Source organism: Streptomyces sp. NPDC107546 (assembly GCF_055639175.1).
The window spans coordinates 23022-35019 of record NZ_JBVKBA010000028.1; the positions used below are offsets into that span (position 1 = coordinate 23022).

Sequence of the window (11998 nt, forward strand, 5' to 3'; positions counted from 1 at the left end):
CGGCGCGGAAAAAGAGGGCGGGCGGAAGACGATGAACGTGGTGCCACTGCTGTTGCTGGTCGCCGGCAGCGCGGCCGTCGCCGGGGCGGCGCGCCGTACCCCGGTGCCCGCGCCACTGCTGCTCGTCGCCGTGGGTCTGGCCGTTTCGTACCTGCCCGGGGTGCCCGAGTACACCCTCGACCCCGAGATCGTCCTGCCGCTGGTGCTGCCCCCGTTGCTGTACACCGCGGCCACCGACAGCTCCTACCTGGACCTCAGGGCGCAGATGCGGCCGGTGGCCCTGCTGTCCGTCGGATACGTGCTCTTCGCGACCCTGGCCGTGGGCTGGGCGACGTACCTGATCGTGCCGGGCCTGCCGCTGACGGCGGCGCTGGTCCTGGGTGCGGTGGTCGCGCCGCCGGACGCGGTCGCGGCGACGGCGGTCGCAAGGCGGGTGGGCCTGCCCTCGCGGATCACCACGATCCTGCAGGGGGAATCGCTGGTGAACGACGCGACCGCGATCACCGCGTACAAGGTGGCGCTGGCCGCGGCGGTCGGCGAAGGCGCGACCTGGTCGGGTGGCGTGCGGGAGTTCCTGCTCGCGGCGGTCGGCGGGGTCGTGATCGGCCTGCTGCTGATGATGCCGATCCACTGGCTGCGCACCCACCTGAAGGAGGCGCTGCTGCAGAACACGCTGTCCTTGTTGATCCCGTTCGTCGCCTACGGCGCCGCGGAATGGGTGCACGCCTCCGGAGTGCTCGCCGTGGTCGTCGTCGCCCTCTACCTCGGCTACCACAACTGGCAGGTCGACTTCGCGACCCGGCTCCAGGAGGAGGCGGTGTGGAAGATGGTCGCTTTCGTGCTGGAGTCGGCGGTGTTCGCGCTCATCGGGCTGCAGCTGCCGGTCGTCCTCAGGGGGCTCGGTCCGTACGAGGGCAGGCGCGCTGCCTGGTACGCGGTGGCCGTGTTCCTGGTGGTCGTCGTGTCCCGGTTCGTCTGGGTGTACCCGGCGGCCTTCCTGCCGCGCGCCCTCTTCGGGCGCATCCGGGAACGCGAGGACGACCCCACGTGGAAGGGGCCGTTCATCATCGGCTGGGCGGGGATGAGGGGGGTCGTGTCACTCGCGATCGCCTTCTCGATCCCGCGGACCGTGCACGGCGGCGGCCCGTTCCCCGACCGCAACCTGATCCTCTTCCTGACCTTCACGACGGTGATCGGCACGCTGGTGGTGCAGGGGCTGAGCCTTCCCCCGATCATCCGGCTGCTGCGCCTGCCGGGGCGTGACGTCCAGGCGGAGACGCTTGCGGAGGCGAACGCACAGGCGCAGGCGTCCCGGGCCGCCGAGCAACACCTCGAGGAACTCCTGCAGGACGAGCGCAACGCACTGCCACCGCCACTGGCCGACCGCCTCAGCACCGTCCTGGAGCGCCGCCGCAACGCTGTCTGGGAGCGGCTGGGCTCGGTGAACCCGGTGACGGGCGAAACGGTCGACGACATCTACCGGCGGCTGTCGCGGGAGATGATCGGTGCGGAGCGGGAGGTCTTCGTCAAGCTCCGCAACCACCGCTACATCGACGACGAGATGCTCCGCACCCTGCTGCGCCGCCTGGACCTGGAGGAGGCCGCCGCGTACCGGGAGACGGCATGAGCCCCTGGGCCCGGGCCAGGCGCTCCCCTAGGGAAAGGGCCGACCCGTGATCACGGCCGCCACGGTCGTCCCCCTCGGGAACGCCCCCTCCCGGGTCAGCGCGACCAGTCCGTACAGCAGCTTGGCGACATAGAGATGTTCCACAGGAAGGTCGTGGCGGGAGGCGAAGTCGGTCGCGAACGCTTCGAGTTCGGGGGTGGTGCGGGCGTACCCGCCGAAGTGGAAGCGGTCGTCGAGGGACCAGGTGCCGCGGCGGGCGCCGAAGGCGCGGGTCTGCAGGGCGGTCACCTCGGCGGTCAGGAAGCCGCCCTTCAGGACGGGGATGCCCAGCGCCCGCTGGCCGGGGGGCAGGCCGGCCGCGAGGCCCGCCAGCGTGCCGCCGGTGCCGCAGGCCACCGCGACCACGTCCGCCCGGCCGCGCAGCTCCTCACCGAGCGCGCGGCAGCCGCGCACGGCGAGGGAGTTGCTGCCGCCCTCCGGAACCACGTACGCCTCCTCGGCGTGCGCCGCCCGCAGGATGCCGGTCAGCGTCTCCGGCTCCGCCTTGTGGCGATAGGTCGACCTGTCGACGAAGTGCAGTCGCATGCCGTCGGCCGTGCACCGGGCCAGCGAGGGGTTGAGCGGGCGGTCGGCCAGCTCCTCGCCGCGCACCACTCCGATCGTCTCAAGTCCCAGCAGCCGGCCCGCCGCGGCCGTGGCCCGCAGATGGTTGGAGTAGGCGCCCCCGAAAGTGAGCAGAGGGCGGCCTGCCGCGGCCCGCAGGTTGGGGGCGAGCTTGCGCCACTTGTTGCCGACCAGGTCCGGGTGGATCAGGTCGTCGCGTTTGAGCAGCAGCCGTACGCCGAACCGTGCGAACCGCTCGTCCTCGACCTCCCGCAGCGGCGACGGCAGGCGCGGGCGCAGCGCGGTCGCCGGGTCGGGCGTTTCGCGGTCGTCCCGCGCGTCAGGGCTGGTCACCCCGCCATTGTCGAACACCGGCCACCGGCCGGGGGCGCTCGGCAACGCCCGCTCAAGTGCCCAGCGCAGCCGTGATCCATTCCCGCTCTTTCGTGTAATGGTGCGACCACTTTGCGTGATGGAAGGCTGGTTCTCGCAGATCGGATGCATGACCGGGAGGGGCATTACCAATGTCGGTAGGCGAAGAGGTCCGCGCCGAGGAGAACAGGCCGCAGCAGAGCCTCGGCACCGCGGCGGCGCGGAACCTGGCCACCACCACCAAGTCCGCACCCCAGATGCAGGAGATCAGCTCACGGTGGCTGCTGCGCACACTGCCGTGGGTGAACGTGCAGGGTGGCACGTACCGGGTCAACCGTCGCCTGACCTACGCGGTGGGCGACGGTCGTGTGACCTTCGTGAAGACCGGTGACCAGGTCGCGGTCATCCCCGCGGAGCTGGGCGAGCTGCCCGCACTGCGCGCGTACGACGACCTGGACGTGCTCGGCGAACTCGCCCAGCGCTGCCAGCAGCGCAGGTTCGCACCGGGGGACGTGCTCGCAGAGTTCGGCAGTCAGGCCGACGAGGTGTTCCTGCTCGCGCACGGCAAGGTCGAGAAGATCGGCACGGGCCCCTACGGGGACGACGCGGTGCTCGGCGTCCTCGCCGACGGCGCCTACTTCGGCGAGCAGGCGCTGCTCGACCCGGACGCCATCTGGGAGTACACGGCCCGCGCTGTCACCGCCTGCACGGTGCTCGCCCTGCCCCGCCGGGACGTCGACCAGGTCGCGGAACGGGCCCAGTCGCTGCGCGACCACCTCCAGCGGCAGCGCTCGATCCCCGCCCAGCGCACCAACAAGTACGGCGAGAAGACGATCGACCTCGCCGCCGGCCACACCGGTGAGCCGAACATCCCGCACACCTTCGTCGACTACGAGGCATCGCCCCGCGAGTACGAGCTGAGCATCGCCCAGACCGTCCTGCGCATCCACACGCGCGTGGCCGACCTCTACAACCAGCCGATGAACCAGACCGAGCACCAGCTCCGATTGACGGTCGAGGCCCTCAAGGAGCGCCAGGAGCACGAGCTCATCAACAACCCCGACTTCGGGCTCCTCAGCAACTGCGAGTACGACCAGCGGCTGCAGCCGCACGACGGCGTGCCGAGCCCCGACGACATGGACGAGCTGCTCAGCAGGCGGCGCGGCACCAAGCTGTTCCTCGCCCATCCGCGTGCGATCTCCGCGTTCGGCCGCGAACTCAACAAGCGCGGACTCGTCCCGGAGACCATCGACATCGGAGGCAACCGCATCCCCACCTGGCGGGGAGTGCCGATCTACCCGTGCAACAAGATCCCGGTCACCGAGGCCCGTACGACCTCGATCATCGCCATGCGTACCGGGGAGGAGGACCAGGGCGTCATCGGACTCCGCCAGTCCGGTATCCCCGACGAGATCGAACCGAGTCTGTCGGTGCGGTTCATGGGCATCAACGAGCAGGCGATCATCAGCTATCTGGTGACGGCGTACTACTCGGCCGCCGTCCTGGTCCCGGACGCGCTGGGAGTCCTGGAGAACGTCGAGATCGGCCGCTGGAGGTGAGGCTCCCCCTCGGCTCGTCCGCCTACGAGACGCGTTCGATCGCGGCCCGGAAGCGGCACTCGGTGTTCCGTCCGTCACCGTGGGTAGATCCTCCGGGTATGTGCTCAGCAGCAGCGGAGGGCGTCACCGTCCGCAGACTCTACGAGGCGGTTCCATGAGTGAGTTCATGACGGAGCCCAAGCGGGGCCCGTCCCTCGCACGGCGAGGCCCGGCCGGTATCCCGAGGCGGCGTGACCCGCTCCCCGGCCGGCCGGCACCGCCCGACGGACAGGAGGCCGCGGCGATCCTGGAGCGTGCCCGCGCCGCGGTCGACCCCGAGCTGCGCCGGGCCGTCGACTCGCTGCCCGGCTCGATGCGCCGGATCGCGCGCTACCACTTCGGCTGGGAGCACGCGGACGGCACCCCCGCGACCGGCAACGCGGGCAAGGCGATACGACCCGCCCTCGTGCTGACCGCCGTCCGGGCGCTCGGCGGGCAGGAGTCGGCCGCCGTAGGGGCCGCCGCCGCAGTGGAACTCGTCCACAACTTCACGCTGCTGCACGACGATGTGATGGATCGGGACACCACCCGCAGGCACCGCCCCACCGCGTGGACCGTGTTCGGCGACGCCGACGCGATCCTCGCGGGAGACGCCCTGCAGGCGCTGGCCCTGCAGCTGCTCGCCGAGGACCCGCACCCGGCGTCGGCCGCGGCCGCCGCCCGGCTCGCGGCCTGCGTCGTCGAGCTGTGCGCCGGACAGCACGCCGACACGGCCATGGAGCGACGCGGCCCCCACGAGGTCACTCTCGCGGAGGTGCTGGCCATGGCCGAGGCGAAGACGGGCGCTCTGCTCGGCTGTGCCTGCGCGCTCGGCGCGCTGTACGCGGGAGCGGACGCGGCGGACGTGGCGGCGCTGGACGCGTTCGGCCGTGAGGCGGGTCTCGCTTTCCAGCTCATCGACGACGTGATCGGCATCTGGGGCGACCCGAGGCGCACCGGCAAGCCGGCCGGTGCGGACCTCATGGCCCGCAAGAAGTCGCTGCCGGTGGTCGCCGCGCTCGCCTCCGGTACACCGGCCGCGGCCGAGCTCGCGGAGCTGTACGAGGGGCCGTACCAGGAAGGGGAGTTGGAGCGAACCGTACTCGCCGTCGAGCGGGCTGGCGGTCGTGACTGGGCGCAGTCGCAGGCGGCCGACCGGATGGGTCGGGCGATGCAGGAGCTGTCCCGCGCGGTTGCCGACCCGGACGCGGCGGGCGGTCTGCTGGCGCTGGCCGAGTTCGTCACCCGGCGCAGCACCTGACCGGCACCACCGCTGGACCCCGGAGACCCGGGCCCGCGCGGCTCCTGACCCCGCACGGCCCCGCAGACTCCGGCCGGGGCGGTCCTCCGCACCTCCCCAGGATGTGCGGGGCCCGCCCCTTTGTGCCCGCGCCGCCCCGGCGGGTCGAGTTCCGGTTAGGCTGCAACCGCCCTACGGAACGGGCGAGTTGACGTGAAGGGGTGGGCTGATGGGCGTGGCCATTCGGGCGGCCGGCCAGAGCGACCGGGAGCTGGTCGTCCGGCTGTTGGACGAGGCGTTCCAGGACGACCCGGTCAGCAGCTGGGTCTTCCCGGGCGAGGAGTACCGCCGCAGGACGCACCACCGGCTGATGGCCGTTTTCACCGACGTCGTGCTCGCCGAGGGACGCATCGACGTGACCGAGGACGGCACGGCGTGCGCGCTGTGGCTGTCCATACCCCCGGGCCACTCTGCGGGCGTCGGCACGGACGGGGCGGAGGGCGAGGAGGGGGACGACGGGGTGCGGCTGCGGGAGGCCGTCGACCCGGAGAACGAGCGCGTGGAGCGGATCGCCCGGCTGACGGCCGAGGCGCACCCCGCGGACCGCGCCCACGAGTACCTGTGGATGATCGGCGTTGCCCCCGGACACCAGGGCCAGGGACTGGGCACCGCGCTCATCCAGCATGTCCTCGACCGCTGCGACAGCGAGGGCCTGCCCGCCTATCTGGAGGCGAGCAGCGCCCGCAGCACCCGGCTGTACGAACGTCTCGGTTTCGCCTTCACCGGACGCACCGTGGACCTCCCGGACGGCCCGCGGATGTGGCCGATGTGGCGGGAGCCGCGCTGAACCACGGACCCTGACGACGCGGTCGACGGCGGGCGCAGGCCCCCGGATCCGGCCTAGGCTGGAGGCATGGGCAGCCAGGACCCCGTCTGCCCGTCCTGCGGGCAGCCCGTCGCCACCGTCGTACGGCGCCACAAGACGCTGGGCGCCGTGGTTCCCGTATGGCGCCCCGGCCCCTGCCGGAATCCGCAGTGCCCGGCCTACGCGGGCCGGCAACCCGAGGAGACGCAGCCGAAGCGGTACGGCGAACGCACCAGGAAAGACCGCTAGTGCTGTGGCCGGAAAGGTTTGCCGGAAAGCTCGCGGCGTCCGGTGCGGTGCATCGCAAGGCGGTGCGTCGCGCGCGTACTGGATGTACGGCCGAACGGACTCGCCGTGCCAGGGCACCGCGCAGAACAGCACCCCGCCGGGGGAGCGCAGTACCGCCCAGCCGGAATGGTCGGCGACGACGTCCGCGCCGAGCCGACGCGCCGCCGCCAGCACGGGCACGTCCTCCACCACGAGGTCGAGATGGGCGCCGCCGCCCATGCGTACCGCCTGCGCCTTCACGCAGGCGGCGCCCGACCCTGGCAGCAGGGTCAGGAACTCGCCGTCCTCACCTCGGGCTTCGGACGGCTTGGTGTCCGTGACGGCGGCCCAGAAGTCGCAGGCACGACCGAATTCCTGGGCGGGCCGGTCGACGAAGGCGTACGTCCGGCGGACCGGTTCGCTCATCGGGCGCTCTGGCGCTCCAGGAAGCGCAGCAGGTTGCCCGCCGGGTCGCGGAAGGCGCAGTCCCGTACACCGTACGGCTGGTCCATGGGCTCCTGGAGCACCTCCGCGCCGGACGCCTGGACCCGGGCGAAGAGGGCGTCGCAGTCCTCGGTGGAGAAGATGACGCCGCGCAGGACGCCCTTGGCGAGCAGCTCCGCCATCGCCTGGCGATCGGCGGGGGAGGCGTCGGGGTTCGCCGCCGGGGGTTCCAGAACGATCTCCACGTCCGGCTGGAGCGGTGAGCCGACCGTCACCCAGCGCATCCCCTCGAAGCCGACGTCATTGTGCACCTCCAGGCCGAGGACGTCCCGGTAGAAGGCGATCGCCTTGTCGTGGTCGTCGACGGCGATGAAGCACTGGGCGAGTTTCAGGTCCATGAGGTCAGGCTAGAGCTGCTCCCGGGGATCTGTGCGCGTGTCGCCCGGCCGCCCACGGCGTGGCCGTGTCAGCCCCTTCGCCACACATGGCGGTATCGCCGCCCCCTGCTCGTGCGACCGTGCCCGGTACGCGCTCGGCGTCTCGCCGACCAGTTCCGTGAACCGTGAGCTGAAGGACCCCAGCGAGGTGCAGCCCACGGCGATGCAGACCTCCGTCACGGTCAGGTCGCCGCGCCGCAGCAGCGCCTTGGCCCGCTCGATACGGCGGGTCATGAGGTAGCTGTACGGCGTCTCCCCGTACGCCTCGCGGAAGCTGCGCTGGAAGTGCCCGGGCGACATCAGCGCGGTACGCGCCAGCGCCGGTATGTCCAGCGGCTCGGCGTACTCACGGTCCATCCGGTCGCGTGCCCGTCGCAGCCGGACCAGGTCCTCCACATCCACGCCGTCAGCATCGCACGGTCCACTGACAACGGACCCCTGAGCAGGACCTGGACGTGCGGGCGGCCCGAGGGCACACTTCAGGCTCGCCGAACACGCCGACCCAGCCCCACTGACGGCGATCGCGCAGGAGATCCTCGACCTCGTGGGCGGCCCCTGCGGGAGGGCTGCTCGAGTCTGTGGGCCGAGCGTGGGAAGAACGGGGAATGAGCCGCGTTCAAGCTGGGCCGGCGACAACGCGACGGGACCCGGCCGGTTGTTGCGGCCGGGCCCCGTCGGGTGGGAGCGGACCTGCGAGGGTGCACCGCTCGCCGGTCGGTCGTGGGCGAAAGACCCGGTCAGGCCTTCTTGGTCTCCCAGAAGATCTTGTCGATCTGGGCGATGTAGTCCAGTGCCTTCTGGCCCGTCGCCGGGTCCGTCGAGCCCTTGGCGGCCGAGAGCGCCTTCAGGGTGTCGTTGACCAGCTGGTGCAGCTCCGGGTACTTCTCGAAGTGCGGGGCCTTGAAGTAGTCGCTCCAGAGCACCGACACGTGGTGCTTGGCGAGCTCGGCACGCTGCTCCTTGATGGTGGTGGCGCGCGCCTGGAAGTGCGGGTCGTCGTTGGCGGCCATCTTCTCCTGGATGGCCTTCACCGACTCCGCCTCGATGCGGGCCTGGGCCGGGTCGTACACACCACAGGGGAGGTCGCAGTGGGCGCTGACCTTGACCTTCGGGGCAAACAGGCGGGAGAGCATGAAGCTGTCCTTCCTCGTGATCGTCATCTCAGGTGGGACATTACTCCGTAGGGGACCGGTTTTGGCGAGTGCCCCCAGGGGCTTACGCCAAAAGTCCAGGGTGAGACTGGGACTGGTGGAGGAACGGACCGGGGAGGTGCCGGATGATGCCGGAGCTGTCACAGGAGACCGAGCGCACGAGGGCGTTGCTGCCGCTGGGGGTGGCGGAGGTCACGGGGCCGTCCATGGTGCCCACGCTCCAGCACGGGGACCGGCTGCTCCTGCAGTACGGGGCGCGGGTTCGGCCCGGTGACGTCATCGTGCTGCGCCACCCCTTCCAGCAGGACCTGCTGGTCGTCAAGCGTGCCGTGGAGCTGCGCGAGGGCGGCTGGTGGGTGCTCGGCGACAATCCGTACGCGGGTGGGGACAGCACCGACTACGGCACCGTTCCCGAGGAGTTGGTCCTCGGGAAGGTGTGGTTCCGGTACCGCCCGCTCAGGGACGGTCAGCGCTCGGCCTTCGCGCTGCTGCGCTGGGCGCTCTCCGCCGCCCGGCCCGTGCTCTCCGACCGGTCCGCCTCCAGGCGCTTGCGGGCCCGGTAGGCGGCCACGTTCGCGCGCGTCGCGCAGCGGTCCGAGCAGTAGCGCCGGGAACGGTTCGTCGAGGTGTCGAGGTAGGCGTTGCGGCAGGGGGCCGCCTCGCACAGGCCCAGGCGGTCCACGCCGTACTCGGTGAGGTGGAAGGCGAGCCCCATCGTGGCGATGGCCGCGTAGCCCGCGGTCGCGTTCGACGGGTGGTCCGCGAGGTGCATGTGCCACAGGGGTCGGCCGTCGTCGTCCCGGTGGTCGTGCCCGGAGATCTGCGGGCTCACCGGGAATTCGAGGAGCAGGGAGTTCAGCAGGTCCACGGCGAGCGTCTCGTCGCCCCGGTCCGCCGCCTCGAAGACCGAGCGCAGCCGGGCCCGGACCGAGCGGAAGCGGGTCACGTCGGCGTCGGTGGCACGGCGGGCCGCCGACTGGTTGCCCCCGAAGAGGTCGCGGACGGCCTCCACCGAGGTCAGCGAGTCCTTGCCCCGGGCCGGTTCCTCGCTGTTCACGAGGCGTACGGCGTAGTCCGAGTAATAGGCCAGTTCCACTTGTAGTCCTTACGAAGGCGCTCTATCGTCGTGGGTGCGATGCGTAACAGATGACCCTGCATCCAGGGTATTACGCAGTTCTGTGAAGAAGGGGGCTTCCGATGGACACAACGACCGGATCCAGGAGGGGCACCGACTGGTGGGCATGGCAGGAGAGCTGGGACCGCCAGCAGGAGTGGTACATGCCCGACCGCGAGGAACGCTTCCGGATCATGCTGGACATGGTCGAGGCGTTCGTGGGCACCGAACCCCGCGTGCTCGACCTCGCGTGCGGCACCGGCAGCATCACCGCCCGGCTCCTCGCCCGCTTCCCGAAGGCCACCAGCACCGGCGTCGACCTCGACCCGGCCCTGCTCACCATCGCACGCGGCACGTTCGAGGGCGACGACCGCGTCACGTTCGTCGAGGCCGACCTCAAGGACCCCGACTGGCCGGCGCGCCTGCCGTACGACGCGTACGACGCCGTCCTCACCGCCACGGCCCTCCACTGGCTGCGCGACGAGCCCCTGGAGGCCCTCTACGGTCGGATCGCGGAACTCGTCCGCTACGGCGGCGTCTTCATGAACGCCGACCACATGATCGACGACACCACGCCCCGGATCAACGCGGCCGAAAGCGCCCAGCGGCACGCCCGCATGGACCAGGCCATGCGCGACGGCGCCCTCGACTGGGCCGAGTGGTGGGCGCTGGCCGCCAAGGACCCCGTCCTGGCCGCGCCCACCGCCCGCCGCTTCGAGATCTACGGCGCCCACGCCGACGGCGACATGCCCTCCGCCGCCTGGCACGCGCGCGTACTGCGCGAGAAGGGCTTCGCCGAGGCCCGCCCGGTGTGGTGCTCACCGTCGGACACGGTGCTGCTGGCGCTCAAGTAAGCGGGCACGCCTGGCCCGGTGGAGTCACCCTCCCTCCGGAGAACCCGCGTTCACTTTCTCACTTGCGCAGATGACTGAGGGACCTGAATGATCTTCACCCGAAGGGGCGGCCCCCGCACCGCCTCCAAAAACGGGTGGAAGGTTTGTCATGCAACTCAAGAAGACGACCGGTCTGGCTGCGGCGACGTGCGCGATCGTCGCGTTCGCCGGGCTGACCACGGCTCCGTCGGCGTACGCCGAGTCCGGTAACGGGGGGTGCTACTCCTATTCGAACGTGGACACCTACCCCAACGACGACACCGTGGTCATCTGGAAGTCGTGCATCAGCAAGAAGTCCCAGGGCGTGGGGCAGCCGAGCGCGATCGTCTCCATGGGCAAGAAGCACGCGAATTGCACGATCCTGATCAGGGTCCTCACCACGGGCGAGAAGGTCGTGTCCCAGAAGTCCTACCCCTGCCCGAAGGGGAAGGTGGTCAACAAGCGCTACCTGGGCAATGACTTCAAGGGCAAGGGACAGTTCACGACCTTCGTGCAGATGAAGGGCCTGAACACGGAGGGCAACCTGTCGCCGCGCAGCCCTTGGCTGAACCTGCACTGATCGGGAACGGTCGATGCCGCCCACCCCTTCCCGGGTGGGCGGCATCGACCGGCGGGGAATCCCTCAGAGGACCTTCGACAGGAATGCCTGCGTCCGCTCGTGCTGCGGGTTCGTCAGCACCTCCCGGGGGTCGCCGGACTCGACCACCACGCCGTCGTCCATGAAGACGAGCGAGTCGCCCACCTCGCGGGCGAAGCCCATCTCGTGGGTGACGACGACCATCGTCATACCGGACTCGGCGAGGTCCCGCATGACGTCCAGGACGTCGCCGACCAGCTCCGGGTCGAGGGCCGAGGTCGGCTCGTCGAACAGCATCAGCTTGGGGTCCATCGCGAGCGCGCGGGCGATCGCCACGCGCTGCTGCTGGCCGCCGGAGAGCTGCGAGGGGTAGTGCCCGGCCCGGTCGGCCAGCCCCACCCGGTCCAGGAGCTGCACGGCGCGCTCCCTGGCCTCCGCCTTGTTCACGCCCTTGACCTGGACCGGCGCCTCGATGACGTTCTCCAAGGCGGTCATGTGCGGGAACAGGTTGAAGCGCTGGAAGACCATGCCGATGTCCCGGCGCTTCATCGCCACCTCGCGGTCGCGCAGCTCGTACAGCTTGTCGCCCTGCTGCCGGTAGCCGACCAGCTCGCCGTCCACGTACAGCCGCCCGGCGTTGATCTTCTCCAGGTGGTTGATGCACCGCAGGAAGGTCGACTTGCCGGAACCGGAGGGACCGATGAGGCAGAACACCTCGCCGGCCTTCACCTCGAGGTCGATGCCCCTGAGGACCTCCACCTGGCCGAACGACTTGTGGACACCCTCGGCCTTGACCATCGGCACGGACGGCTTCCCGTCGGCGGGGACGGC

14 protein-coding genes and 1 pseudogene are annotated in these 11998 nt (G+C 70.8%); 8 read left to right on the top strand and 7 right to left on the bottom strand.

Going from position 1 to position 11998, the window contains the following annotated elements; all coding sequences use genetic code 11:
- Positions 1-31: 31 nt before the first annotated feature.
- Complete coding sequence (locus tag ACZ7L1_RS30480; protein ID WP_471441616.1) at positions 32-1627, top strand: Na+/H+ antiporter; 1596 nt, start codon at positions 32-34, stop codon at positions 1625-1627.
- A gap of 27 nt (positions 1628-1654) precedes the next feature.
- Here the strand turns inward: ACZ7L1_RS30480 and ACZ7L1_RS30485 are convergent, their stop codons facing one another.
- On the bottom strand, positions 1655-2584 hold the full coding sequence (locus ACZ7L1_RS30485; RefSeq protein ID WP_471441617.1) for a 1-aminocyclopropane-1-carboxylate deaminase/D-cysteine desulfhydrase: 930 nt from the start codon (positions 2582-2584) through the stop codon (positions 1655-1657).
- 170 nt (positions 2585-2754) lie between these two features.
- Here ACZ7L1_RS30485 and ACZ7L1_RS30490 point away from each other — a divergent pair, with 170 nt between their 5' ends.
- The 4 genes from ACZ7L1_RS30490 to ACZ7L1_RS30505 all read left to right on the top strand — a co-directional run bounded on the left by ACZ7L1_RS30490 (position 2755) and on the right by ACZ7L1_RS30505 (position 6533).
- Entirely contained in the window at positions 2755-4161 is a 1407-nt protein-coding gene (locus ACZ7L1_RS30490) for a family 2B encapsulin nanocompartment shell protein (RefSeq protein WP_471441618.1), read from the top strand.
- Positions 4162-4327: 166 nt separating this feature from the next.
- Positions 4328-5440, top strand: coding sequence for a family 2 encapsulin nanocompartment cargo protein polyprenyl transferase (locus ACZ7L1_RS30495; protein WP_471441703.1), 1113 nt, complete (start codon positions 4328-4330; stop codon positions 5438-5440).
- Positions 5441-5648: 208 nt separating this feature from the next.
- On the top strand, positions 5649-6266 hold the full coding sequence (locus ACZ7L1_RS30500; RefSeq protein ID WP_471441619.1) for a GNAT family N-acetyltransferase: 618 nt from the start codon (positions 5649-5651) through the stop codon (positions 6264-6266).
- Positions 6267-6332: 66 nt separating this feature from the next.
- Positions 6333-6533, top strand: a complete 201-nt coding sequence (locus ACZ7L1_RS30505; RefSeq protein WP_471441620.1) for a hypothetical protein — start codon at positions 6333-6335, stop codon at positions 6531-6533.
- 57 nt (positions 6534-6590) lie between these two features.
- On the opposite strand, the pseudogene ACZ7L1_RS30510 reads toward ACZ7L1_RS30505, so the two are convergent.
- The 4 genes and pseudogenes from ACZ7L1_RS30510 to sodN all read right to left on the bottom strand — a co-directional run.
- Positions 6591-6977, bottom strand: a pseudogene (locus ACZ7L1_RS30510) (VOC family protein); the annotation flags it as partial.
- Positions 6974-7393, bottom strand: a complete 420-nt coding sequence (locus ACZ7L1_RS30515) for a VOC family protein (RefSeq protein ID WP_471441622.1) — start codon at positions 7391-7393, stop codon at positions 6974-6976. The pseudogene ACZ7L1_RS30510 and the gene ACZ7L1_RS30515, both read right to left, overlap by 4 nt.
- A 9-nt stretch (positions 7394-7402) precedes the next feature.
- Positions 7403-7834, bottom strand: a complete 432-nt coding sequence (locus tag ACZ7L1_RS30520) for a helix-turn-helix transcriptional regulator (protein ID WP_403614298.1) — start codon at positions 7832-7834, stop codon at positions 7403-7405.
- A 335-nt stretch (positions 7835-8169) separates the two neighbouring features.
- On the bottom strand, positions 8170-8565 hold the full coding sequence (gene sodN / locus ACZ7L1_RS30525) for a superoxide dismutase, Ni (protein ID WP_103839348.1): 396 nt from the start codon (positions 8563-8565) through the stop codon (positions 8170-8172).
- A 146-nt stretch (positions 8566-8711) separates the two neighbouring features.
- Between sodN and sodX the strand changes: the two genes are divergently transcribed.
- The gene (sodX, locus tag ACZ7L1_RS30530) at positions 8712-9146 is read left to right on the top strand and encodes a nickel-type superoxide dismutase maturation protease (protein WP_471441705.1); all 435 of its coding nucleotides are present in this window, start codon (positions 8712-8714) and stop codon (positions 9144-9146) included.
- Here sodX and ACZ7L1_RS30535 read toward each other — a convergent pair.
- Positions 9050-9679 (bottom strand): CGNR zinc finger domain-containing protein, encoded by a 630-nt coding sequence (locus tag ACZ7L1_RS30535; RefSeq protein ID WP_471441624.1) that lies wholly within the window; start codon positions 9677-9679, stop codon positions 9050-9052. The two genes, sodX and ACZ7L1_RS30535, sit on opposite strands and share 97 nt — an antisense overlap.
- A gap of 101 nt (positions 9680-9780) precedes the next feature.
- On the opposite strand from ACZ7L1_RS30535, the gene ACZ7L1_RS30540 reads away from it, so the two are divergent.
- A complete protein-coding gene (locus ACZ7L1_RS30540) occupies positions 9781-10551 on the top strand; it encodes a class I SAM-dependent methyltransferase (RefSeq protein ID WP_471441626.1) in 771 nt (256 codons plus the stop codon).
- A 148-nt stretch (positions 10552-10699) separates the two neighbouring features.
- Positions 10700-11149 carry a hypothetical protein gene (locus tag ACZ7L1_RS30545; protein WP_471441628.1) on the top strand — a complete coding sequence of 150 codons (450 nt, stop codon included), beginning with the start codon at positions 10700-10702 and terminating at the stop codon, positions 11147-11149.
- Between the two features lie 63 nt (positions 11150-11212).
- On the opposite strand, the gene ACZ7L1_RS30550 is transcribed toward ACZ7L1_RS30545, so the two are convergent.
- A complete protein-coding gene (locus ACZ7L1_RS30550) occupies positions 11213-11965 on the bottom strand; it encodes an amino acid ABC transporter ATP-binding protein (protein ID WP_471441707.1) in 753 nt (250 codons plus the stop codon).
- Positions 11966-11998: the final 33 nt, after the last annotated feature.